The organism is Abyssogena phaseoliformis symbiont OG214 (assembly GCF_016592595.1).
Lineage (GTDB): Bacteria > Pseudomonadota > Gammaproteobacteria > PS1 > Pseudothioglobaceae > Ruthia.
Genome location: NZ_AP012977.1, coordinates 1,260,724 through 1,284,387 on the forward strand (window position 1 = coordinate 1,260,724; position 23,664 = coordinate 1,284,387).

A 23,664-nucleotide genomic window follows, 5' to 3' on the forward strand; every position below is an offset into this window, starting at 1 on the left:
CTTTAGAAGCAAGACCATCCATTGGTTTCACAATGAAATCAATGGAAATTGATTACGACTCACATTTAGAATTAAGGCAAAGTGTAGAGTTCCAGCTAAAATGTGAAAATGGTCTTTATTCGAGTGCATTAAGAGTTCAAAAAGCTGGGTTTTTCGGAAAATTTTTAGCCCATTGGAAGCGCCCTGATCCAGATTACAGAGTACCAATGCAATTAGGAATTGTTGGTTTCTTACTTGGTCTTATTCTTGGAATGATTGGTTATGCATAACAAATCATTCCAGCCGACCGCTAACGCGTCGGCTGAATTCAAGCGTTGGCCATTATTGATGATTTAGGTGCAATTGTCATCATAGCTATTTTAATTATGTTGAATTTTTTCGGTGTGTCGAAAAAAAAGCAGCCTACTTTATTGTTGGTACAATATTATGGATAGGTGTTTTTAAAATCAGGCGTTCACGCTACGTTAGCAGGTGTTGCGTTAGCGTTTACAATTCCACTCAATGCAAGGGATGAAAATAAACAACCATTTTCTCCTCTTAAGGAGATAGAACATAGCCTTCATTCTTGGGTTGCTTTTTTTATTCTCCCGTTCTTTGCTTTTGTAAATACAGGGGTAAATATTACAGAAATATCAATTAGTCAAATGTCTGGAGGCGTGCCACTTGGCATTATGCCAGGTCTTTTTTTGGGTAAACAACTTGGTGTATTTGGTTTTAGTTTTTTAGCCATCAAATTAAAGTTAGCAAAACTGCCTAAGGGTAGCAACTGGATACAACCATATGGTGTGTCTGTATTAACTGGCATCGGATTTACTATGAGTTTATTTATAGTTTCTTTGGTATTTGAAGATGATAGTCTTTTTCAATACACGGATAAATTGGCAATACTTATTGGTTCATTCGTATCTGGTATAGTTGGGTATCTGATTCTTAAAACAGGAAAAACCACATAACAAAGCATTAAACCACGCCTTACACACCCAAGGTTAAAGAATTAAAAATTCCTAACCCCTACCCTCCACCTCACATCTACCATTGTATCTGTATAATTCTTGCCAAGAATAACATTAACACCTAACCAATAAACACCCTTAACCAAACTAAATGAAAGACTCCCTAAAGCACTTACCTAATAACAAAGCAAATCCACTTAAGGCGAATTCTCCAAGTTATTCGTGAGGAGTTTGACTCGGTTGTGGGTACGGCTTCGGGCAAAAGGAAAACGGGTAAGTTGATTAAGGTTATTCTGTTTGGTTCGCATGCTACGGGTAAGTGGGTGAATAAACCAGAGATTGGTTATATCAGTGATTATGATATTTTGGTGATTGTTAATCAATATGACTTAGTGGCAAAGCTTGATTTGTGGAATACGATTGAGGATAGAGTAAGAGTCTTTTTGACACCACCTTTTAAACCAGAATGTAACTTGACTGTACATACGCTAGATGAGGTTAATAATTCGCTTAAAGAAGGATAATACTTCTTTACTGATACAAAGGGATCAGGGAGTTGTGTTGTATGAGTTTAATAGGAAAGAATTGGCTGTACCGGGGTACTTAACCCAAAAAGCATGCAAGAAAATGGCAATAATAGACTATGAAGAGTGGTTTGGTGGCGCTAATGAACTCTTAATTAGTTATAAGGCAAATTTTAAGAGAGGAAGTTACAAACTATCTGCGTTTGAACTCCACCAAGCTACTGAATACTATTACTATTACTCTTGCTTGTCTTTGGTGCTAACTCAATACAAATCATAATTTACAACAACTTGGCTCAATGGCAGTCCATCAAGATGAAGCATTAATGGCTGTCTTCCCACAAGACAGTAAGTTTATAAACACCGTTGTTTTTAACTACTCAAAGAAGCCTATGTTAAAGCACGCTATTCTAGGCATTATAAAATCACCGAAGAAGAGTTAAACTATTTAAGTGAGAGAGTCGTTCACTTGCAAACTCTAACCAAGCGGCTTTGTGAGGAAAAGATTAAGTCGTTTGGTTAAAAACCAGCAAGTTTATGACTATTAGATTAATGAAGCAGGCTACTTCTTGCAACACTAAATACCCATAGGTATTCCAGAAAAATTTATGCCTAAATAGCCTGTTTCTTTCAATATAAAGAGAAAATTCAATTATTAGAAAGCAAAGATTTGGAGAATTTTACAGATGGAGATTTTAAAAAATACAGCACTCTTCAAAAACAAAATCCAAACAGAACAAGAGAAAAGTATTAAGCAAAAACTCTCTGAAATTCAGACTATGCTAAAAAGCAAACAGTAAGAATAATTTATGCCAACTATATCCATGTTTTATGGTGTTCTTATCAGAATATTTTTTCATGATACGGGCAGACACCGCTCGCCACATATTCATGCAGAATATCAAGGAGAAGTTGGCGTTTATGCGATAAAAGACGGTCAATTGCTTTCAGGTAATTTACCCCCTAAAAAACATAAATTAGTCGTTACTTGGATTGAAATCATTATGATGATTTAAAGGCAGATTGGGGCTTGCTGTTAATGGTAAAAAGCCCTTTCCTATTAGAGGACTTGACCAATGATAATCACTCAAATAGAACCACAAGTAAACCACAAGTTACGTATATCTACAAAAGATGGTCGGACAGGTTTATTTGATGTGTTACCCTATTTGAACTCTGAAGCATTTGTAGATCTACAAGATAATGATAATTTTATAAAAATCAGAAATGGAAAATATTTTATTGAGTGGGATTGTGGGTCGGACTTATCAGCAGACACAATCGAATCTGAGTGGAAAGTCATCTAACAAATCATACCAACCAACTGCTTACGCATCGACTGAATTCAAGCATTAAATGCAAAAGCTGCACTAGATGCTGTTGGAGCCAAACCACATGATGTCGTCATTGCGCGTATTTACATGATTAACCTTACACCTAAAAGATTAGAAGAAGTTATACCTTCGTTTTTAGCCACTTTTTAAGGCGCTCAACCTTGTATCACTGGTGTTAGTATGGAGGTACTTGCTGCACCTGATTTACAAGTTGAGATGGAATTGGTTGTAAAACTTCCAGATTAATCCTCATTAGGTAATTTACTAGTTCGTCGAATTCAAGCGTTATAATTTTTAAGAAAAGAAAAATCGTAAAATGAAGCAAATCAACATTCAATATTACAAAACAAAGATTGGCGAATTAATTCTTGACTCTTATGATGACAAACTTTGTATTCTTAATTTTAAATACCGAGGAATGAGAACAGCTGTTGATAATAGAATTAAAAACGGATTAAAGGCTAAATTTAGAGAAGAATAACAATTCAAGATGGGTTATTTCCAAATAATATGCAAATGGATTGTATTTTTTACTCTATTTGAAAATGTTTGATAGTTTTTCAGCACCTTGTTGAGCAATAATTTTATCTTTAGCTTCAACCATCACTCTAATAAGTGACTCTGTGCCTGAAATGCGGATTAATACTCGACCCTCATCACCAAGTGTTTGCTCAACTTCGAATTGAGTTTGTTGTAGTTTGGTGTGATTTTCAAGATTAATTCTTGTTTGGGTTTTAACATTAATTAAAACTTGTGGATATTTACTCATTGATTGCTTTAACTTAGCAAGGCTGGATTGGCTTTTTGCCAGTACTTCTAATACTTGCAAAGCAGAAACAATGCCATCGCCAGAGGTGGTTTTATTCAGGCATATAATATGCCCTGAACCTTCGCCACCTAATATTGAACCGCTTTTTTGCATTTGCTCCATCACAAAGCGATCACCCACATCAGTTTCGATAAATTTAATGTCTAAATCTCTTAGTGCATGGTGCATACCTAAGTTACTCATTTTTGTACCGACCACTGTGTTATTAACTAGCCTGCCTTGAGATTGCCAAGCTTTGGCGATAATAAATACCAGCTCGTCGCCATCAACCAACTCGCCATTTTCATCAACCATCATTAAGCGATCGCCATCGCCATCAAAAGCAATGCCCAAATCTGCTTTTGACTCTAATACAACTTGTTGCAGATGTTTGGTGTCGGTTGCACCACAATGCTCATTAATATTAAAGCCATCTGGTGTGTTGTTGATGATATTAATATTTGCACCCAGCTCTGAGAACACGCTTTGGGCAATGTGATAAGTAGCGCCATTTGCGCAATCAATGACGATATTAAGCCCTAAAAGACTTTGTGCTCGATCAAACGTTGATTTGCAAAATTCGATATAACGCCCAAGCGGTTGTTCGTGTCTATGGGCTTTGCCAATCTTGTCAGCACCCACACTAACCATAGGCTCGGCTAATTTTTTCTCAATTTCGCTTTGGTCTTGGCTGCTTAATTTAAGGCCTTTGGCGGAAAAAAACTTGACACCATTGTCTTGAAAATGATTATGTGAAGCGCTAATGACTACGCCAGCACTGGCATTATAAGTTTGCGTTAGGTAAGCAACTGCAGGTGTTGGCATCGGACCTAGCAAGCCAACATCAACACCGGCAGATAAAAAACCTGCCTCAAGTGCAGATTCAAATAAATAGCCAGATACGCGAGTATCTTTGCCAATAATAACACTGGCTTTACCTTGTTTGGCTAGTACCGAGCCAACTGCCCAACCTAATTTTAAGAAAAAATCAGCGGTAATAGGCTCAACACCCACCTTACCACGTATGCCATCAGTACCAAAATAATTACCCAATTTACTCTCCTGCTACGCTTTGTAAAACCTTAAACGCATCTTTAGTTTCTAAAACATCGTGCACACGTACAATATTTGCACCGTTTTGAGATGCTATTATAACGGTTGTTACACTGCCAATCATTCTTCCGTCTGTGTTTCTATTATTAAGCATACTACCAATCATTGACTTGCGTGACATGCCAACCAAAATTCTCAAACCAAAGCTTTTAAACTCGTCAAGGCGACGTAGAATTTCAAGATTTTGATTGAGTGTTTTGCCAAAGCCAAAACCTGGGTCTAGAATAATCTTATTTTGGCTAATACCGACACCAATGCAAGCTTCAATTCTTTGATCAAAAAAGTGTTTTATTTCATCAATGACATCTGTATAAACAGGGTTATTTTGCATTGTTTTAGGTTCGCCTTGCATGTGCATAAGGCATACGTCCTTAGCAGTTGATGCTGCCACTTCAAGGGATGATTTAGTCTGCAAAGCGCGTACATCATTAATCATACTTGCCCCTGCCTCAATGGCAAGTTGCATGATTTGTGCTTTTGAAGTGTCAATGGAAATTGGCACACTGATTAACTTAGATAACGCTTTAATAACAGGAATAACACGGCTGACTTCGTCATCAATTGACACTTGTGGGGCATTTGGTCTGGTTGATTCGCCACCAATATCAATCATATCAGCACCTTGGTCGACCATCAGTTGAGCCTGATTAATGGCTTTATCAATGGCAAGATATTGCCCGCCATCTGAAAAAGAATCGGGCGTGGCATTAAGCACACCCATAATCATTGTATTAGGAGATTGCATCATGATGTGGCGGCAATGTTCAAAAACAGGACAAAGAAAACTAAGCGACTTGTTCGGTAGAACCTCCACTTAATGGCTTTTCGTCAGAATCTTTATTACCGTTATCCAGTTCAACACCCGAACCCAACTCGGTAGAGGCAACATCAGAATCAACAATTACGGCTGATTCACGTATTGGTTTCCTGTTCATCAAATCGTCAATTTGCTCTTTGTCAATGGTTTCAAACTCCATTAAAGCTTTGCTCATTTCAATTAAGATGTCTTTATTGTCTTTTAAAATTTTTGCAGCTATTTGATAATTGCTATCAATAATTTTACGAATTTCAACATCAATGGTTTTAAAGGTGTCTTCTGAAATATGCTTATGCTTGGTAACTTGTCGACCTAAAAACACTTCCCCCTCATCTTCGCCGTACGCTAAAGGTCCTAATGTCTCAGACATACCCCATTGTTTGACCATTTTGTGTGCAATTTCTGTTGCGCGTTCAATATCATTACTCGCACCAGTGGTGACGCTATCTGCACCGTAAATTAACTCTTCTGCAATGCGCCCACCAAAAAGCGAGGCCACTTGAGAATTTAGCTTGCGCTTAGAAATGCTATAACTGTCTTTTTCTGGCAAGAACATCGTCACACCTAATGCTCTACCCCTTGGAATGATGCTTACTTTATACACAGGGTCATGCTCAGGCACTAACCGACCTACAATAGCGTGACCTGCTTCATGATAAGCAGTCATTTCTTTTTCGGCCTCATCCATTGCCATAGATTTGCGTTCAGAGCCCATCATAATTTTATCTTTGGCTTTTTCAAACTCTTGCATACCAACTAATTTTTTATCCTTACCCGCTGCAATTAACGCAGCCTCATTAGTCAAATTAGCAAGGTCTGCGCCAGAAAACCCTGGTGTGCCTTTGGCAATATTGATTGATTTAACATTTTTTGCAATAGGTAATTTGCGCATGTGGATTTTTAAAATCGCATCACGGCCATTAATATCAGGCAAACCTACCGTAACTTGACGATCAAAACGACCTGGTCTTAATAAAGCAGGATCTAACACATCTGGTCTATTGGTTGCAGCAATGACAATCACACCTTCAGAACCTTCAAAACCATCCATTTCAACCAACATTTGGTTTAATGTTTGTTCGCGCTCATCATGACCACCACCCATACCAGCACCACGTTGGCGGCCTACAGCATCAATTTCATCAATAAAAATAATACAGGGTGCGTTTTTCTTTGCTTGTTCAAACATATCACGAACGCGTGACGCTCCAACACCAACAAACATTTCTACAAAATCAGAGCCTGAAATAAAAAAAAATGGCACATCGGCTTCACCCGCAATCGCTTTAGCTAATAAGGTTTTTCCTGTGCCTGGAGGACCCACCAAAAGCACACCTTTGGGGATTTTTCCGCCTACTTTAGTGAATTTTCCGGGGTCGGATAAGAAATCTACCAGTTCACTCACATCATCTTTAGCTTCATCAACACCGGCTACATCATCAAAAGTAGTATCAGATTCGTCCTTGGTAATTAAGCGTGCTTTGGATTTACCAAAACTCATTGGGTTTTTTCCGCCCATTGCACCGCCAATGCCCTTCATGGTGTAAAGAACGACACCAATTAATAATAAAATTGGTGCTAAAGAAATGATTAATTGCTTGAAAAATCCGTCTTTTTCAGGCGGTTTAGCAACCACGTTAACGCCGTTGTTCAATAAATCGCCCATCAGGCCTAAATCACCTGGGCTATAAGTTGAAAATTGCTCACCACCAGCGCCCACACCAGTAATATTACTACCAGCAATCGTTACTTTGGATACGTCGCCTTGCTTAATGCTTTGAATAAACTGAGAATAAGTAATATCGTTTTTTTGATCGCCCACTTGGAACTGACTGAAAATCGAAGTAAGGACACTACCTAAAACCAACCAAAGTAATAAATTCTTAAACATAATGTAAAAAATATTGTAAAAAAAATAAGAGGATGATTATACCCTATTGCGTACTTGTATATGGTCTGATGGCGTTTTTTAAAGGTTTATCTACAAATGAATTCAAATTCTGTCATAATTCTTATCTTAATTAATAGATACTATTAGAATCGTGTCAAAAATCAACTTATTAGCCGCTACTATTATCATAACACTCCTTAATTCTTGCGGGTTTCATGCGCCATATAAAAACTCAGCCATGAATGCCTCTATTGCCAGTAGCCGTCATAATGCTTTTGCTGATGAATTACAAAAGCGTTTTAATCAAGACATGCCTCAAACTCTAGTTGTTCAAGTGGGTGCTGAAAATCAAAATCAACGCACGGCTTCATACACCTCAAGCAATGAAGCCAGTAGTTACACACTAAGCCTAAGCGTGCCTATTAAAGTCTTTAATCAGCACAAAAAACTATTACTGTCCCAAACTTTCAGTGCTAATACGTACCTGAATAAGATGGGCGCATCCCAAGCAGACAGACTTCAAATTGAAGAGGGTTACCAGCAATTGCGCCATTTAATAATCAGGCAGCTGTTAAGAAAATTATCCAAACTTAATGAAAATTAAACCGCAGCAACTCAACACCCAATTAGCCAATAAACTTGATACTATTTATTTTGTTTTTGGTGCCGAAATTTTACTCATTGAGCAAAGTCTAACACAAATAAACAAAGCAGCAAAACAAGCTGAGTTTGACGAACAAGTAAGCTTTGAGATTGATGCTAATTTTGATTGGAATCAAATCTTTGGAGAAATCTCAGCCGCCTCGCTTTTTTCACCAAAACGCATTATTAAATGCCGATTAAAAACAGGAAAAATTAGCATTAAAGGCGCCAAAGCATTGGCTGAAATTGCCAGCACTCTACCTGATGATATTTTGTTGATTGTTTCCACTGGCAAACTGGACATGGCACAGCAAAAGAGTAAATGGTTTAAAACACTAGAACAATTTGGCAGTGTTGTCCAATATTTTGAAGTGCAAAGCAATCATTTAGTTGGCTGGATTGCAAATCACATGGCAAAATTAGAGCTTGAGGCCAATACAGAAATTGCACAAAGTATTGCTTTTTGCACAGAAGGCAATCTGACCGCCTCTATGCAAGAAATTCAAAAACTAAAAATGGCCTATCCAAATGGCAAAATCAACACACAAGAATATCTTGAACAAGCCAATCAGCAATCTAAATACACTGTTTATGGCTTAATTGATGCAGCTTTATTTGGCAATAGCAATCAGGTTAATAAAATTTATCAAACCTTAATCTCTGATATGGCTATGCCAATTCAACTAAGTAGCTCCTTGTACCGAGAAATTAAATCAGTGATTGAAATGTCAATTGAGCTTAAACAGGTGAAAGATATTAATACAGTCTTACAAAACCATCGAGTTTTGAATAAAAGAAAACCTGTTATTACTAATGCACTAAAACGCCATCCTTATCAGCGTTTGCAAAAATTATTATTATCACTAGGTCGTATTGACCGCTCAATCAAAGGCATGGATAATCTTAATGTCATTGATGAATTGCACACATTATTACTAAGTTTGGCTGGAAAAACACAATGGGCTCAATAAAAAATTTAATCACTACACTGGGTGAAAATGCAAAAAACGCTGCAAAAACACTACGTAGTGCCACAACAGTAGCTAAAAACAGTGCACTAATCAATATTGCCAATCAAATTGACCAAAATAGGACGAACATACTTAAAGCTAACGAGCAAGACCTTACCAATGGCAAAAATAAAGGGCTGGAAGTGACGCTATTTGATAGGCTCATGCTTGATAATGAGCGTCTTAATGGCATTATTGAAAGTCTGAATCAAATTGGCAATCTGCCAGACCCTATTGGTGAAATTACAGACTTAAAATACCAACCAAGTGGTATTCAAGTGGGTAAGATGCGCGTGCCACTCGGTGTATTGGGGATTATTTATGAATCTCGTCCTAATGTTACTATTGATGCTGCAGCACTTTGTTTAAAATCAGGCAATAGTGTTATTCTACGTGGTGGGTCAGAAGCCATACATTCTAATCATGCGCTTTATGCCTGTGTCAAGCAAGGCATAACACAAGCAGGCCTTAATGAAAATTGCGCACAACTCATTGACACTCAAGATCGTGAAGCTGTGATTGAGCTGGTTAAAGCAAGTGATTATATTGATGCTATTATTCCTAGAGGCGGTAAAGGCTTGGTTGAAGCTATTAGTAACAGCGCCAAAGTGCCTGTTATCAAACATTTAGATGGCATTTGCCACACTTACATTGATAAAGATGCCGATACACAGAAAGCCATCAGCATTGCCTTTAATGCCAAAACGCGCCGTTATGGTGTGTGTAATGCCACTGAAACCTTGCTAGTTCACAGATCGGTAGTAGGTAGAATATTACCCGAACTGATCGAGCAATACTTAGTAAAAGGAGTGGAATTACGCGGTTGTGAAGAGACTATAAAGCTGTCAAATAAAATCATTGCAGCCACCGAAAAAGACTGGAATACAGAATATTTAGATGCAATTTTATCCATTCGGGTTGTTAACTCAATGAGTGATGCCATTAAACATATTGATAAATATAGTTCAGGTCACACTGAATCAATCGTGAGTGAAAACTACACTCGTTCACGCCGTTTTATTACCGAAGTAGATTCTGCCTCAGTCATGATTAATGCCTCCACTGGCTTTGCCGATGGCTTTGAATATGGCTTGGGTGCAGAAATCGGTATCAGTACTGACAAATTCCACGTGCGTGGCCCTGTTGGCTTGGAAGGATTAACCTCACAAAAATTTATCGTCCTAGGTGACGGACACATCAGACAATAAAAAAACATGGACATAGAACAAGCACTGGCTATTTTTGTGCATGGCGCTGATGAGATATTGCCACTTGATGAACTCAAGGAAAAACTTAAAAAAGACAAACCACTACGCATCAAAGCAGGTTTTGATCCAACCGCGCCTGATTTACATTTAGGGCACACGGTTTTAATCAATAAACTCAAGCAATTACAAGGTTTGGGGCATGAAATATTGTTTTTAATTGGTGATTTCACCGCCATGATTGGCGACCCAACAGGCAAGAATAAAACTCGCCCTCCACTCTCACGACAACAAGTTCAAGAAAACGCCAAAAGCTACACCAAACAAGTATTCAAAATCTTGGATAAAGACAAAACCACGGTCGTATTTAACTCGCAGTGGATGGACAAAATGACATCAATGGCATTTATCCAACTCGCTAGTAAACAAACGGTTGCTAGAATGTTAGAACGCGATGATTTTTCCAAACGCTACAAATCAGGGCAAGCTATTTCTACCCACGAATTCTTATACCCTTTGGTTCAAGGCAATGATTCTGTTGAACTAAAAAGCGATGTAGAAATCGGTGGCACGGATCAAAAATTTAACTTATTAGTGGGCAGGGAACTACAAAAACAAGCAGGACAAGAGCAACAAGTTATTCTCACCATGCCGATTTTAGAAGGCTTGGACGGTGCGCAAAAAATGTCAAAATCCTTAGACAACTACATCGGTATTGATGATGCGCCTGATAAGATGTTTGGCAAAATTATGTCAATTTCTGATGAATTAATGTGGCGTTATTTTGAGTTGTTAAGTTTCCAAAGTTTAGAGGCCATTGCTGATTTAAAACAAGCAATGGCGCAAGGTAAAAATCCAAGAGATATTAAATTTATCCTGGCTGATGAGATCATCACCCGCTTTCATAATATTAGTGCTGCCGAACAAGCGCAGCAAAATTTTATTGATCGCTTTAGTAAAAATAAAATGCCTGATGAAATGGGTGAATTCAGCTTTAAAGTTGGCATAAAAATTGCCAATTTACTTAAAGATGTTGGACTTTGTCCCAGTACCTCAAACGCCTACCAAATGATTAAACAAGGTGGCGCTAAAATCAATGGCGAAAAAATCATAGACAAAAACCTTGAGCCAGAAACTGGCACAAACGTTTATCAAGTAGGCAAACACAAATTCGTAAGAGTGACAATTCAATAAAAAAGTGTTATAATGACCCTGGGGGATGACATGGCTTCGACGAGGAGTTGGATCTCAAGAACGCATGCCGAGGATAAAGACAACTCGTAAAATACGCTTTAAAAAGATAGTTGCAAACGAAAACAACTACGCTCTAGCTGCATAGCTAGCCGTTGCTTAGAGGGTGTCTGTACTTTTAGGATGACGGTCGCTTACAGACTCGCTAGAATTATTTTTTCCACGTAATTCGGTTAAAACTTGTTGGAAATCGCTACTTACGTCCCTGATGGTCGGGTGGTAGGCGGCTAACTAAAATAGACCAAGCTAAGCATGTAGACTTCTTGTTTGAAAGTTTTCGGACGCGGGTTCAATTCCCGCCATCTCCACCAAATTAAGCCATTATTGGCTATTTCTAAAACACGTCAATTAATCGTTAATCGAATAACAAGCCACACCGCCCTTTTGTGAGCCTGCTGCAAATAGGCAACGCGTATTGGGATTATCAGCAGGTGTCCATTCGTATACTCGAACATTCCAGCCTGGTGTTTCAATTAAATATTCTGAGGTTGGCGTGACTGTTTTAACGCCCATTGTAGTTATTTTTTCCCACAACCCAGCATGAGCTGGGGTTAAAAGTAGTATGACAATAAATGCGATTAACTTAATTCTCATGTTGTTTTCCTTGTAGATTTTTTATTGTTTGATTTGTTTTCTTGAGAAAAGCTATTTTTGTTGTATCTAGGCTTATTACGACTCTTATTTTTTTTTGGTTTTTTAGTTTTTGGCGGTAAGGTTTTTTTGCCCGATTTTGGCAAATTGTGTTCTGGTACAAATCCTTCTACCATTACGCGATCTAATTTATTTTGAATGAGGTGTTCAATATCAAATAATTGCTTAGCTTCATCAGCACTAACTAATGAAATCGCCTCGCCTTTTGAACCAGCACGACCCGTACGACCAATACGATGCACATAATCTTCTGGTACATGTGGCAGGTCAAAGTTAACGACATGTGGCAATTGATCAATATCAATACCCCTTGCTGCAATATCAGTTGCCACTAACACATTCACCTTGGCATTTTTAAAATCTGCCAAAGCTCTTGTGCGAGCGCCTTGGCTTTTGTTGCTATGAATAGCAGTTGCACTAATTTTTTTCTTTTCTAATTGAGTGGCAATGCGATTTGCACCGTGCTTAGTACGACTAAATACCAGCACCTGGTACCAGCTATGTTCTTGAATAAGGTGTGTGAGTAGTGCTTGTTTTTTGGATTTATCAACAGGATGAATCCACTGCTTTACCGCTTTAACGGTGGAATTTCTCGGGGTAACTGATATTTCCACAGGATTATTAACCAGACTCTTTGCCAGTGTTCGAATGTCATTAGAAAAAGTGGCTGAAAACATGAGTGTTTGTTTTTTTGGTGGTAGAATCTTTAGAATTCGCTTAATATCATAAATAAACCCCATGTCTAGCATTCTATCTGCTTCATCAAATACAACGATTTCTAGCGTGTCAAATTTCACTGTATTTTGAGAATATAAATCCAACAACCGCCCTGGCGTGGCGACTAAGATATCAACGCCACCACGCAACTTTCGCATTTGTGGATTAATCTTTACACCACCAAACACCACACTTGATTTAAGCGGTAAATGCTTGCCATAAGTCGTTACACTATCGCTGACTTGTGCGGCTAATTCACGCGTGGGGGTTAGAATTAGTGTACGAACCTGATTGGATTTTGTGGGGCTACCTTTTGATAATATTTCAAGAATAGGTAGAGTGAATCCTGCTGTTTTTCCCGTGCCGGTTTGAGCGGCGGCCATAACATCTTTGCCTTTTAAAATAGCTGGAATAGCTTGAACTTGTATTGGTGATGGCTCGCTGTATCCTTGCTGCTCGATGGCTTTAAGAATTAAATCAGACAAGCCTAATTTTGAAAAACCCATATTAGAGAATATTTTAAATAAAGACAGGCATTTTACATTAGCATCCTATAATGGATATATAAATAAATATCAGACTGTTAAAAGTCCATCTGAGGTGCTGTATATTGTCAGCCCCCTTATAAAGGATCTTAAAGAGCGAAATATCGATGAATAAATGCCAACAACAAAGCGTCCAATACCCTTATTGTGGCGAGTTAATTGAACTGAACATTGATTGTTCGGCACCTAATCAAAGCTTCACCACATAGAAGATTGTTCAGTTTGTTGTCATCCAATTAATATAGACTTTGATCAACAAGTACATTTACAAGTGACCCATGAAAATGAATAAGCTTTAAAAGTTTTTAGGTGTCTTCTTCTGGCGTACGTGTTTTGATACTGAGTGCATGAAGTGTACCATTGGTAATTTCTTCATTCATAACAGCAAGTACCATTTTTTGCCTAGCCAATAGTGACATACCCTCAAAAATTGGCGACACTACTTTTGTTGAACAACTACAACCATCACCCTCCATAGTAACTGTTGAATTTTCTATTCCTGCTTGAATTTTTGCTTGAATTTCTTCTAATATCATCACCTATACTCCAAACGTGCCTTTAAGTGCAAAGAAAAATAAAATAGACATGATTGCACCTGCGGGTAAAGTAATTAACCAAGATAAGAAAATTGTATTAATAACCCGCATGTTAAGTGCTGCCACACCTCTAGCAATACCAACACCCAATACTGCCCCTACCAAAACCTGCGTGGTTGACACAGGAATGCCTGTTGATGAAGCCAAAACTACCGTTGTTGCAGCAGCCAATTCAGCGGCAAAGCCACGAGAAGGGGTAAGTTCTGTAATGCCTTTACCAATGGTTTTCATCACTTTAAATCCATAAGTCACCAAACCAAATACAATACCACCACCACCAACCAGCAAAACCCACGAAGGTACGGCACTTTTTGAAGCAATATCGCCACCAACTTCCACAATACTATAGACCGCAGCCAGCGGGCCAATGGCATTAGCAACATCGTTAGAGCCATGTGCAAATGCCATGGCAGATGCGGTAATTACCATAAGCACAGCAAAAAGCTTTTCCATATTGGCGTAATGGAAATCTTTGTCGTCCTTAGGGTCTATCTTGATACGCCTCATAATAAACGCAGCAATCACAGCTGCCAAGATACCAACTGCAACTGCAATCATCACACTTAAGGAGGCATCTTTAGAGATATATTTTAAAGCCTCGACATGTTTGAGGCCTTTAAATAGCGTGACCAATGCAATGATAAAACCAACAAAAAATACATAAAATGGTAAGTATTTTTTAGCATTGGCTAGTGGGTCTTTGGTGTCAATCACCAAGGATTGTAAACTTTTAAAGATAATAACAGCGAGCGTACCGGCAAGCACTGGGGATGCCACCCAACTCATCACAATTTTAATCACTTTATCCCAAGCAACTGCATCAACGCCTACGCCTACTGCACCAAAACCAACAATAGCACCAACAATTGAATGTGTCGTAGAAACTGGCCAGCCTAAAGATGAGGCAATCAACAACCATGTGCCTGCCGCTAAAAGCGAAGCAAGCATGCCATATACTAATAAGTGCGGGCTATCGGTGAATAATGTTGTATCTAAAATGCCTTTACGAATAGTGGCGGTCACCTCTCCACCCGCAAGAATTGCACCTGCAAATTCAAAAATAATTGCAATAACAACTGCTTGCCTAAAGGTAATAGCGCCAGAACCCACCGAAGTTCCCATGGCATTAGCAACATCGTTAGCACCAATACCCCAAGCCATAAATAACCCAAATCCAATCGCCAACATAATAAAAATATCAGCATAATTTGCAATAATATCCATGACAGTCTCCTTATCTTGCTAGTAGTACTTCTAGTCTTGAACCAACTTTTTGCGCAGCATCTGCAAGCTCACCCAACCATTCCACAGCACGATAATAAAACATAACATCAACAGGTGGTAAACTAGACTCTAGTGGAAATAATTTAGCACGAATTTCATGCTGAATTTTGTCAGATTTACTTTCAAGCTCATTCACATCCTTAATAATAGAACCAACAACTTTACGCTCACGACTACCAAATGCAGTTTCTAGCAACTCATCCAACTCATTAACGGCTTTAAGCGCCATGGATGATGTTTTGATACAAACCTTAGTCAGTTCTATAACATCATCAAAAATCTCATCTGGCAAAGCCATCTTACGATTAATCATCAAACCCGAAACATCCTTAGTAATGTTGGCAATAGAGTCTTGAACCAGCAATAAATCAAGCAAGTCTCTACGTGAAAAAGGCATCATAAATGTTGAAGGCAAACTCAAACGCAACTTCTTTTTAAGAATGTCTGCCTCGCCTTCTTTGGTACCGATATCGCTTCTAATTTCTTCAGCTTGCACCCAATCTTGAGCATGGATGGCGACCATAAAACCGTTGAGCTCTGAAATGCATGAGTGCACTTGTGTCATATGTTTTTGTAATGGACTAATGGGTGATTTACCAAATAGGCCGTCAATTATATTTTTAGCCATTTTATTTACCTTATTTTTTTTAATATCTTTAAATGCAAATTTTCTATCAAAAAGATGAGTTGTTAACCTTATTTTTCATATTTTTTTTAAGTTCTAAGTTTGTCTGCTCTTCGTCAAATAAAATGCGCCACCCCTCTCCTTCTAAATCGTCAAATTGACCATTTTTAATGCTTATCATTAAAAGAATAACAAGAACAACGCCAACAAAAATCATACTGGGAATTAGCCAATAAATTACATCCATTTTTCTTCCTTTTTTACTAAAAAACAACATTAATGTCTTTTATTTTTTTAACCATTAGTAAGAATTTTGCATTAATTTTCTCATAATTAACAAAAATGTATCAAATCTTACTCATTTAAATTGCACAAAATGTCTATATAAATTTTACAAAACTAACTCAAATACATTCAAATAACAAATACAAAAGTGACAAAAGTGACAAAAGTGACAAAAGCTAAAAATACCAGTGTTTCTGCTATAATTCTAAACATTGATATATGAACGAATTTTAAACCAGAGTATGAACTTAGATTATCTTGATTTTGAACAACCCATTGCCGAGCTAGAGGAAAAAATACAAGCGCTTGACAATATTAAGGACAAAGCAGACATTGTTAATGAAATGAAGGCGCTTAAAGTCAAGAGCAGTGCTTTAACCAAAAAAATATTCTCCTCTTTAAGTGATTGGCAAATATCCCAACTAGCACGCCACCCTAAACGTCTTTATACACTTGATTATATTGCTCATGTATTTGATGAGTTTACTGAATTACACGGCGATCGTGCCTATGGTGATGACCATGCTATTATTGGCGGCATTGCAACATTAGATGCCCAGCCAGTAATGTTTATTGGTCAGCAAAAAGGACGAACCACTCAAGAAAAACTCAAATACAATTTTGGCATGCCTAGGCCTGAGGGCTATCGCAAAGCCTTGCGTTTAATGAAACTGGCTGAAAAATTCTCAATGCCCGTTGTTACTTTTATTGACACGCCTGGTGCCTACCCTGGTATTGGTGCTGAAGAGCGAGGTCAAAGTGGGGCCATTGCTAAAAACCTATTTGAAATGTCAACCCTTGCAACACCCATTATCTCGGTAATTATTGGTGAAGGCGGTTCTGGTGGTGCGCTAGCAATTGGTGTGGCAGATACAATCATGATGTTTAAATACAGTATTTACTCCGTGATTTCCCCAGAAGGCTGCGCTTCCATTTTATATAAAGATGCCACCAAGGCTAACCTTGCAGCTGAATCCTTAAAGTTAACCTCAACCCATCTTAAAGAAGAAGGATTGATTGACATCATTATTGATGAGCCATTAGGCGGCATCCACCGCGACCCTTCGCAAGCAAAAGTGCTACTAAAAGAGGTGTTAACACAACAACTCAATAAGATTAAACAACTGCCAATAGAGCAGTTGTTACAAAACAGACAAGAAAAACTCTTAAGTTTTGGAAGATTTAAAGACTAAAGATTTATTTCTTAAGGGTAAGCAAATTATCCTTGGTCTTAGTGGTGGTATTGATTCTATCGTACTGTTGCATTATTTAAACACGCACTATCCCAATAAAATAAGCATCATTCATTACAACCATCATTTGTCTCAATATTGTAACGAATGGGATAAGTTTTGCGAAAAACTATGCTTAAGCCTTAATATTACCTATTTAAGTATTGATTTATTTTTTGATAATACATCTAATATCGAAGAAAATGCACGCAAAAAACGCTATCATTCGCTATCTAACTCATTAAAAAAAAATGAGGTGCTTTGCACGGCGCACCATCAGAACGACCAAGCAGAAACCCTACTTCTACAACTGTTCCGTGGTAGTGGCGTCAAAGGATTAGCCGCCATGCCTAAAGAAAAACCTTTAGGCAAAGGTGTTCACTATCGTCCTTTTTTAACAATTAACAAGTCTCAAATTATTGATTATGCTAATAATAACAAATTAAACTGGTTAGAAGACGATAGCAACAAAAATACCGATTTTAGGCGTAATTTTTTGCGCTTAGAAATTCTACCTAAATTATCTGACGTGTATAAAAATTTAACCAGAACACTTGCCAGAAGCGCAAAACACCAATCAGAAGCCTTAAAACTTATATGTGAATTAGCTGATATAGATATTAAGACACATCACATTATCAATAATACCAATCGCATCGATACAAGCAAACTTATCAAACTTGAAACCCACAGAATTAAAAATATTCTTCGTCATCATCTAAATTTGCTTAACTTTTTAACACCTAGCGATAAAATAATGCACCAAATTATTGAACTACTACACACAAAAGAAGATGCCAACCCTTTGGTGTGTTGGGATAAATATGAGATTAGACGTTACCAAAATGAATTATATTTCATCAATAAAGCCCTACTAAGAAAAAACGAATCTTGTCCATTTTATGAAGAATTTAAGAATTTTAAAAAATTTTCAATTCGTTATCGACAAGAAGGTCAGCGCATTAAATTACTAGGAAAAACGCACACTCAATCACTAAAAAAAGTCTTACAAGAGGCTAGTATTCCGCCTTGGGAAAGGAGTCAGTTAAAAATGTATTACATTGATAATAAATTATGCGCTATTGAGCGTATCGGTAAAGTATCTAATGCTTAGAGAAATAAATCTTGCTTATTCCAAGTGAATAGTGATGTTTCTTGCTAGCTTAGTAAGGATTGTTAATTCCAATTTTTGCTAAAATTTGCACCTCTAGGCTTTCCATTTGCTGCGCATCTTTAGTATCAATATGGTCATAGCCTAATAAATGCAACGTACTGTGAATTGCCATATGAGTTAAGTGGTCATTAAAAGATTTATGCTGTTCAATAGACTCTTTTAAAACAACCTGCGTGCAAATTACCACATCGCCTAAAATCGCCTCATCAATTTCAATCGGCAAATCACTTAGGAATGACAATACATTAGTGGGCTTGTCCTGATGACGATAAATTTTATTAAGATTTTGAATTTCTGCTTCATTAACCAATCGAATCAACAACTCGCTTTCACCCTTACCCAGCTCTTTAATTACTGTCTGCAAAGTGCAGCTTAAATCATGCTCATTAATAGATAAATCATGAATACTATTTTGAATAACCACCATACTTAATCTCGGGCTTAATGATATTTGTTGATAAAATAGCTTATTTTATCAAAAGTCTATTATCTTGTCATCAATCGTTGAAGTTGCTATACCCGTACCACTAAATAAAACTTTTGACTATCTATGTGATGATGAGGTGCTTGTGGGCGCGCGCGTTAAAGTGCCTTTTGTGCGTAAAAAAGTAATCGGTATTGTACTAGCTATTAAGGATAAAAGTGATTTTGATAAACTTAAATCCGTTGAAGAAGTGTTAGACAAAACACCAATTTTAGACAAACCAACCTTGGATTTCTTATTTTGGTCAGCCAATTATTACCATCATCCAATTGGTGAGGTGATTTCAGCTGCACTGCCTAAGAGTCTGCGTTTAGGTAAAGAAGCAAACATTAAAAAAGTCATAGGCTTGCCAAATAAAACACAGGAACCAGACTTTAAGCCCACAGATGAACAAAACATTGCCATCGCGCAAATCTTAAAATCGACCCATCAATATCACGCTTTTTTACTCCACGGCGTGACTGGTAGTGGCAAAACTGAGGTGTATTTACATATCACCCAAGCAATGCTTAACCAAAAAAAACAAGTACTAGTATTGGTGCCAGAAATTGGGCTAACGCCACAAATGATTACGCATTTTGAATCACGCCTAAAAACACGTGTAGTGGCAATTCATTCACAACTCAACGAAACTCAAAAACTAGATGCTTATCTTATGGCTAAAAACGGTGAGGCTGGTGTGGTACTCGGCACACGAAGCGCCATTTTTGCACCGATGCCAAACTTAGGCTTAATTATTATTGACGAAGAGCATGACAATTCGTTTAAACAACAATCGAATTTTCGATATTCTGCTAAAGATCTAAGCTTTATCCGCGCTAAACAGGCCAATATCCCACTAGTTTTAGGCACAGCAACACCTTCATTAGAATTGTTAAAAAATGTGATGGATCAAAAAATCGCACGCATCACACTCACCAAACGCGCAGGTAGTGCCACCTTACCAAAGGTCAGTTTGATTGACATGCGCAGCAACACTGATGGCGCATTGTCTAAAATGCTGGTTGAAAAAACCAAACAATATTTATCCGCCGGTAAACAAGTCATGTTGTTTATTAACCGTCGAGGTTATGCGCCTGTTTATTATTGCACACAATGCGGCTGGAAAGCGCAATGCGACCATTGCGATTCGACCATGGTTTATCACCGCCATATCAATCGTCTTAAATGCCATCATTGTGGTGATGAGAAAATGCCAGAACACACTTGCCCAAACTGTTCTGAGCAAAGCCTTGAAGTATTAGGTTATGGCACAGAAAGATTAGAAGAAACACTATCTTCACATTTTGTAGATACCCCCATTATCCGCATTGATCGTGACACCACACGACGTAAAAAAGCTTTTGCACAACACTTAGAGCAAATTAACGCTGGCGAACCTTGTATTATTATTGGCACGCAAATGTTAGCTAAAGGGCATGATTTTTCCAACCTTGCAATGGTTGGTATTTTGGATATTGATGCTGGATTTTTATCCCTTAACTTTCGGGCAACTGAGTATTTAGCTCAATTACTCATTCAAGTATCAGGCCGTGCTGGCAGACATAAAGAAAAAGGCGAAGTCGTTATCCAAACCCGCTATCCAGACCATCCAATCTTTAACTTTGTTTTATCATCCCGCTACACGCAATTTGCCAGCCAACTCCTCAAACAACGCCTAAGCGCAATGATGCCGCCTTTTTCACACCAAGCGTTATTATGTGCCAATGCAAAAAACAAACAAAATGCTGAGGATTTCTTGCGTGAAGCAGCCGTTTTATTAAAAAGCATACAAATGGATTCAGTAGAAATTTGGGGACCAGTGGCTAACACCATTGAAAAAAAATCAGACTACTACTACTTCAACTTGTACCTACAATCCAACAACCGAGCAACACTCCACCAAATGCTATCCACTTTCAATCAACATATCAGCACACTTAAACTCAAAAACAAAGTACGCTGGTATTTAGATATTGACCCAGTTGAATAATAGGTGACTTATTATCACCTAACATTCGCCTATGCATTTTGCAATATCAATATACCAATGACCTAATTTTGGGGTTTTAGACCAATCTGATATTTCTTTACCATTGTCGTCCAATCGCCTACAAGTTAAGACACCTTGTAAGCACCAATCTTTAACACGTTTGTGAGGAATACCAGTCATATCAGCATATTTTTCAAATGAAATTTCAGTTACTGGAGATACTGCCATAGTAATAAATATATTAACATAGCATCTGACAACCGTCTCTATATATTCTTGGGTAAATCCATCTACTAACATGCTAAAATTATAGTATATTTTTGGTTTAATTTGGTTTTAAACAGGCTAAATAGCCATACCAGCAAAGATACGGCTATATGGTCGCGTCAAGTGTTTTATGAAATTTAACGAAAAATTAAAATTAGTAAGGAAGATAGAGGGCTATACACAAGCTGAAATAGCAGATTTGTTAAAGATAAAAATAAGAAATGTGCAAAGATTTGAAAAATGAGACAAAAACTCAGAATAAACTAAGGAAATAAGGCAGAATGGTAAGCAATATTATTACTTTTGATTGTTTGCGCTCACAACATCTTTAATTATTCCAAAAAAAAAATAAGAAAAAATACAAATATTAATTATTAAAAAAATTAATAAAGCCTGTACTTGAGTGCTTTTTTTCTAGCTCCCACATTACCCACTCCAAATCACTAGCTGTTGAGCATTAAGTGATGTTTTTTGTATAAAATAGAACTTTTTTACAACATCATTATGAATTTTAATCCAAACCTAAAAGGAGTAAAAATGTCCAAAATAACAACGCTATTTATTTTTAGGAGGTTGTGCAACAGCTCCTCTAAAAACTGTAAAAGAATCTAATAAAGCTAAACAGTTTAACCAACCATCAAAAGGGGATTCTGGATTATATATTTATAGAGACTCTTTTGTTGGCGCCGCTCTAAAAAAAGACATTTGGGTTGATGGTAAGTGTATTGGAGAGTCAGCTCCAGATATATTCTTCTATGAAGAAGTTGATGGTAATAAAAAACATGCTATATCTACAGATATCGGAATTTTCGCCGAATGATTTGGTTATAACAACAAAAACAGGGCAGAATTATTTTATACGGCAATATATAAAATTTGGTTTTTTCGTTGACGGTGCTAGGCTTGAACTTATCAATGCTAATAAAGGCATGAGGGCTGTTTCTAAATTAGAACTGGCTGAAAAGGGCAACTGTAGCAAATAGTAACAAGTAATTTCATTTAGCAGTCTATTGCACTAACTAAATTCAAGCGTTATAGTCTACTTGCTATAGTTTTAATAGCATTAGTAATTGTTAAAAGTTCGCCATCAGTAACTATAAATGGTGGCATGGTATAGAGTAATTTTCCATACGGTCTTAACCAAACACCCAGTTCGATTAAATATTTTTGAATTGTTTGTGTGTCAACTTCATGTGTGAGTTCTATTATGCCAATAGCGCCCAAAACTCGCACATCTTTGACTTGTGTGTGCTTTTGAAGAGGTAGTAATTCTGCACTCAATATTTTCTCGATATTGGCAATATTGTTTTGCCAAGGGCAATTAAGCAATAATTCAATACTGGCTTTGGCTACAGCACAAGCCAAAGGATTTGCCATAAAGGTAGGACCATGCATGAGCGTACCTACTGCATTTGAGACATCATCAGTGGTTAGTGTGACTGCTAAGGTCATATAGCCACCTGTTAATGCCTTGCCTAGGCATAAGATATCAGGCTTAACATTAGCATATTCAAGTGCAAATAATCGTCCAGTACGACCAAAACCAGTGGCAATCTCATCTAAGATGAATAAAACATGATATTGCTCACAAAGCGCTTTGGCTTTAAGTAGATATTGTGGGCTATATATTCTCATACCACCTGCATTTTGTATAACAGGTTCTAAAATCATGGCTGCAATTGAATTGGCATTTTGCTTTAATACAACTTCTAAATCTGATAATGCCTCATTCATGGATACGATAGACGGGCTTTTAACAAAAAAGTGTTGTGGCAATACACCTGAAAATAAATGGTGCATGCCATTGTCTGGATCGCACACGCTCATGGCACCAAACGTATCGCCATGATAACCACCCCGAATGGTGATAAATTTTTGCTTATTGGCTTGGTGCTTATTATGCCAATATTGGAGTACCATTTTGAGTGCAACTTCTACTGATACTGAGCCAGAATCGGTAAAAAATACCTTGGTTAAATGATCAGGCGTGATTTTCAATAACGTTTTAGTAAGGTCAATTGCAGGCTGATGGGTTAACCCGCCAAACATGACATGGGACATTTTCCCTAACTGGGTTTCAATTGCTTTATTAAGTACTGGGTGGTTATAACCATGAATGGCTGACCACCATGAACTCATGCCATCAATAACACGCTTGCCGCCTTCTAAAGTTAAATAAACACCCTTAGCCGATTCAACTAAATAGGTGGGAACCTCGTTAGGAATTTTGGCATATGGGTGCCAAATATGTTGGTTATCAAATGTATTCATATGAATACATTTT

At 37.6% G+C, this 23,664-nt stretch carries 24 protein-coding genes, 1 other RNA gene and 2 pseudogenes; 15 read left to right on the forward strand and 12 right to left on the reverse strand.

All coding sequences use genetic code 11. The features are described from left to right. The first annotated feature begins 32 nt into the window (after positions 1-32). From CVPH_RS11310 to CVPH_RS08045, 6 genes and pseudogenes are all read left to right on the forward strand, one after another. Positions 33-269 (forward strand): hypothetical protein, encoded by a 237-nt coding sequence (locus CVPH_RS11310; RefSeq protein WP_425353115.1) that lies wholly within the window; start codon positions 33-35, stop codon positions 267-269. A gap of 36 nt (positions 270-305) precedes the next feature. Next, positions 306-953, forward strand: a pseudogene (locus tag CVPH_RS08025) (Na+/H+ antiporter NhaA); the annotation flags it as partial. A gap of 278 nt (positions 954-1,231) precedes the next feature. Then, on the forward strand, positions 1,232-1,477 hold the full coding sequence (locus tag CVPH_RS08030; RefSeq protein ID WP_201341229.1) for a nucleotidyltransferase domain-containing protein: 246 nt from the start codon (positions 1,232-1,234) through the stop codon (positions 1,475-1,477). Next, a complete protein-coding gene (locus CVPH_RS08035) occupies positions 1,446-1,757 on the forward strand; it encodes a HEPN domain-containing protein (RefSeq protein WP_201341230.1) in 312 nt (103 codons plus the stop codon). Before CVPH_RS08030 ends, CVPH_RS08035 begins: the two co-directional genes overlap by 32 nt. Positions 1,758-2,286: 529 nt before the next feature. After that, complete coding sequence (locus tag CVPH_RS08040; RefSeq protein ID WP_225879686.1) at positions 2,287-2,493, forward strand: DUF4160 domain-containing protein; 207 nt, start codon at positions 2,287-2,289, stop codon at positions 2,491-2,493. Positions 2,494-2,553: 60 nt separating this feature from the next. Next, positions 2,554-2,784, forward strand: a complete 231-nt coding sequence (locus CVPH_RS08045; protein WP_201341231.1) for a DUF2442 domain-containing protein — start codon at positions 2,554-2,556, stop codon at positions 2,782-2,784. 562 nt (positions 2,785-3,346) lie between these two features. Here the strand turns inward: CVPH_RS08045 and glmM are convergent. The 3 genes from glmM to ftsH are packed head-to-tail and all read right to left on the reverse strand — an operon-like array spanning position 3,347 to position 7,440. Next, positions 3,347-4,672 carry a phosphoglucosamine mutase gene (gene glmM / locus CVPH_RS08050; protein ID WP_201341232.1) on the reverse strand — a complete coding sequence of 442 codons (1,326 nt, stop codon included), beginning with the start codon at positions 4,670-4,672 and terminating at the stop codon, positions 3,347-3,349. Between the two features lies 1 nt (position 4,673). Continuing rightward, on the reverse strand, positions 4,674-5,477 hold the full coding sequence (gene folP, locus CVPH_RS08055; protein WP_201342461.1) for a dihydropteroate synthase: 804 nt from the start codon (positions 5,475-5,477) through the stop codon (positions 4,674-4,676). 40 nt (positions 5,478-5,517) lie between these two features. Beyond that, positions 5,518-7,440 (reverse strand): ATP-dependent zinc metalloprotease FtsH, encoded by a 1,923-nt coding sequence (ftsH, locus tag CVPH_RS08060; RefSeq protein WP_201341233.1) that lies wholly within the window; start codon positions 7,438-7,440, stop codon positions 5,518-5,520. Positions 7,441-7,591: 151 nt separating this feature from the next. Between ftsH and lptE the strand changes: the two genes are divergently transcribed. The 5 genes from lptE (at position 7,592) to ssrA (ending at position 11,859) form a co-directional block, all read left to right on the forward strand. Beyond that, positions 7,592-8,044, forward strand: a complete 453-nt coding sequence (lptE, locus tag CVPH_RS08065) for an LPS assembly lipoprotein LptE (RefSeq protein ID WP_201341234.1) — start codon at positions 7,592-7,594, stop codon at positions 8,042-8,044. Beyond that, the gene (gene holA, locus CVPH_RS08070; RefSeq protein ID WP_201341235.1) at positions 8,034-9,053 is read left to right on the forward strand and encodes a DNA polymerase III subunit delta; all 1,020 of its coding nucleotides are present in this window, start codon (positions 8,034-8,036) and stop codon (positions 9,051-9,053) included. The genes lptE and holA overlap by 11 nt, the downstream gene beginning before the upstream one ends. Beyond that, the gene (locus CVPH_RS08075; protein WP_201341236.1) at positions 9,041-10,300 is read left to right on the forward strand and encodes a glutamate-5-semialdehyde dehydrogenase; all 1,260 of its coding nucleotides are present in this window, start codon (positions 9,041-9,043) and stop codon (positions 10,298-10,300) included. Before holA ends, CVPH_RS08075 begins: the two co-directional genes overlap by 13 nt. Before the next feature lie 6 nt (positions 10,301-10,306). After that, positions 10,307-11,491 (forward strand): tyrosine--tRNA ligase, encoded by a 1,185-nt coding sequence (gene tyrS, locus CVPH_RS08080; protein ID WP_201341237.1) that lies wholly within the window; start codon positions 10,307-10,309, stop codon positions 11,489-11,491. Between the two features lie 21 nt (positions 11,492-11,512). Then, positions 11,513-11,859: a transfer-messenger RNA gene (gene ssrA, locus CVPH_RS08085) on the forward strand. 37 nt (positions 11,860-11,896) lie between these two features. Here ssrA and CVPH_RS08090 read toward each other — a convergent pair. The 6 genes from CVPH_RS08090 to ccoS form a co-directional block, all read right to left on the reverse strand. Next, a complete protein-coding gene (locus tag CVPH_RS08090) occupies positions 11,897-12,142 on the reverse strand; it encodes a hypothetical protein (protein ID WP_201341238.1) in 246 nt (81 codons plus the stop codon). Beyond that, positions 12,139-13,422 (reverse strand): DEAD/DEAH box helicase, encoded by a 1,284-nt coding sequence (locus CVPH_RS08095; RefSeq protein WP_201341239.1) that lies wholly within the window; start codon positions 13,420-13,422, stop codon positions 12,139-12,141. The genes CVPH_RS08090 and CVPH_RS08095 overlap by 4 nt, the downstream gene beginning before the upstream one ends. 344 nt (positions 13,423-13,766) lie before the next feature. After that, positions 13,767-13,997, reverse strand: a complete 231-nt coding sequence (locus tag CVPH_RS08100; protein WP_201341240.1) for a BolA family protein — start codon at positions 13,995-13,997, stop codon at positions 13,767-13,769. A gap of 3 nt (positions 13,998-14,000) precedes the next feature. Beyond that, positions 14,001-15,281 carry an inorganic phosphate transporter gene (locus CVPH_RS08105; RefSeq protein ID WP_201341241.1) on the reverse strand — a complete coding sequence of 427 codons (1,281 nt, stop codon included), beginning with the start codon at positions 15,279-15,281 and terminating at the stop codon, positions 14,001-14,003. Between the two features lie 10 nt (positions 15,282-15,291). Next, positions 15,292-15,969, reverse strand: a complete 678-nt coding sequence (locus CVPH_RS08110; RefSeq protein WP_201341242.1) for a TIGR00153 family protein — start codon at positions 15,967-15,969, stop codon at positions 15,292-15,294. A 46-nt stretch (positions 15,970-16,015) separates the two neighbouring features. Beyond that, complete coding sequence (gene ccoS, locus CVPH_RS08115) at positions 16,016-16,213, reverse strand: cbb3-type cytochrome oxidase assembly protein CcoS (protein ID WP_201341243.1); 198 nt, start codon at positions 16,211-16,213, stop codon at positions 16,016-16,018. 280 nt (positions 16,214-16,493) lie between these two features. Between ccoS and CVPH_RS08120 the strand changes: the two genes are divergently transcribed. Next, positions 16,494-17,444 carry an acetyl-CoA carboxylase carboxyltransferase subunit alpha gene (locus tag CVPH_RS08120; RefSeq protein WP_201341244.1) on the forward strand — a complete coding sequence of 317 codons (951 nt, stop codon included), beginning with the start codon at positions 16,494-16,496 and terminating at the stop codon, positions 17,442-17,444. Beyond that, entirely contained in the window at positions 17,425-18,597 is a 1,173-nt protein-coding gene (gene tilS, locus CVPH_RS08125) for a tRNA lysidine(34) synthetase TilS (protein WP_201341245.1), read from the forward strand. Before CVPH_RS08120 ends, tilS begins: the two co-directional genes overlap by 20 nt. Positions 18,598-18,646: 49 nt before the next feature. Here the strand turns inward: tilS and ybeY are convergent, their stop codons facing one another. Continuing rightward, entirely contained in the window at positions 18,647-19,084 is a 438-nt protein-coding gene (gene ybeY, locus CVPH_RS08130) for an rRNA maturation RNase YbeY (protein WP_201341246.1), read from the reverse strand. A 64-nt stretch (positions 19,085-19,148) separates the two neighbouring features. Here ybeY and priA point away from each other — a divergent pair, with 64 nt between their 5' ends. Beyond that, complete coding sequence (priA, locus tag CVPH_RS08135) at positions 19,149-21,113, forward strand: replication restart helicase PriA (protein WP_201341247.1); 1,965 nt, start codon at positions 19,149-19,151, stop codon at positions 21,111-21,113. Between the two features lie 18 nt (positions 21,114-21,131). On the opposite strand, the gene CVPH_RS08140 is transcribed toward priA, so the two are convergent. Beyond that, positions 21,132-21,413 (reverse strand): hypothetical protein, encoded by a 282-nt coding sequence (locus CVPH_RS08140; RefSeq protein ID WP_201341248.1) that lies wholly within the window; start codon positions 21,411-21,413, stop codon positions 21,132-21,134. A gap of 526 nt (positions 21,414-21,939) precedes the next feature. Here CVPH_RS08140 and CVPH_RS08145 point away from each other — a divergent pair. Next, positions 21,940-22,363: pseudogene (locus CVPH_RS08145) on the forward strand (DUF2846 domain-containing protein); the annotation flags it as partial. Between the two features lie 49 nt (positions 22,364-22,412). Here the strand turns inward: CVPH_RS08145 and bioA are convergent. Then, positions 22,413-23,651, reverse strand: coding sequence for an adenosylmethionine--8-amino-7-oxononanoate transaminase (gene bioA / locus CVPH_RS08150; protein ID WP_201341249.1), 1,239 nt, complete (start codon positions 23,649-23,651; stop codon positions 22,413-22,415). Positions 23,652-23,664 lie beyond the last annotated feature (13 nt).

Bases quoted from the DNA above. Each gene is read 5' to 3' on its own strand.
- CVPH_RS11310 (WP_425353115.1), top strand. From the start codon at position 33: ATGAAATCAATGGAAATTGATTACGACTCACATTTAGAATTAAGGCAA.
- CVPH_RS08035 (WP_201341230.1), top strand. From the start codon at position 1,446: ATGAGGTTAATAATTCGCTTAAAGAAGGATAATACTTCTTTACTGATA.
- CVPH_RS08040 (WP_225879686.1), top strand. From the start codon at position 2,287: ATGCCAACTATATCCATGTTTTATGGTGTTCTTATCAGAATATTTTTT.
- CVPH_RS08045 (WP_201341231.1), top strand. From the start codon at position 2,554: ATGATAATCACTCAAATAGAACCACAAGTAAACCACAAGTTACGTATA.
- folP (WP_201342461.1), bottom strand. From the start codon at position 5,477: ATGCAATCTCCTAATACAATGATTATGGGTGTGCTTAATGCCACGCCC.
- ftsH (WP_201341233.1), bottom strand. From the start codon at position 7,440: ATGTTTAAGAATTTATTACTTTGGTTGGTTTTAGGTAGTGTCCTTACT.
- holA (WP_201341235.1), top strand. From the start codon at position 8,034: ATGAAAATTAAACCGCAGCAACTCAACACCCAATTAGCCAATAAACTT.
- CVPH_RS08075 (WP_201341236.1), top strand. From the start codon at position 9,041: ATGGGCTCAATAAAAAATTTAATCACTACACTGGGTGAAAATGCAAAA.
- tyrS (WP_201341237.1), top strand. From the start codon at position 10,307: ATGGACATAGAACAAGCACTGGCTATTTTTGTGCATGGCGCTGATGAG.
- CVPH_RS08090 (WP_201341238.1), bottom strand. From the start codon at position 12,142: ATGAGAATTAAGTTAATCGCATTTATTGTCATACTACTTTTAACCCCA.
- CVPH_RS08095 (WP_201341239.1), bottom strand. From the start codon at position 13,422: ATGGGTTTTTCAAAATTAGGCTTGTCTGATTTAATTCTTAAAGCCATC.
- CVPH_RS08100 (WP_201341240.1), bottom strand. From the start codon at position 13,997: ATGATATTAGAAGAAATTCAAGCAAAAATTCAAGCAGGAATAGAAAAT.
- CVPH_RS08105 (WP_201341241.1), bottom strand. From the start codon at position 15,281: ATGGATATTATTGCAAATTATGCTGATATTTTTATTATGTTGGCGATT.
- CVPH_RS08110 (WP_201341242.1), bottom strand. From the start codon at position 15,969: ATGGCTAAAAATATAATTGACGGCCTATTTGGTAAATCACCCATTAGT.
- ccoS (WP_201341243.1), bottom strand. From the start codon at position 16,213: ATGGATGTAATTTATTGGCTAATTCCCAGTATGATTTTTGTTGGCGTT.
- CVPH_RS08120 (WP_201341244.1), top strand. From the start codon at position 16,494: ATGAACTTAGATTATCTTGATTTTGAACAACCCATTGCCGAGCTAGAG.
- ybeY (WP_201341246.1), bottom strand. From the start codon at position 19,084: ATGGTGGTTATTCAAAATAGTATTCATGATTTATCTATTAATGAGCAT.
- CVPH_RS08140 (WP_201341248.1), bottom strand. From the start codon at position 21,413: ATGTTAGTAGATGGATTTACCCAAGAATATATAGAGACGGTTGTCAGA.
- bioA (WP_201341249.1), bottom strand. From the start codon at position 23,651: ATGAATACATTTGATAACCAACATATTTGGCACCCATATGCCAAAATT.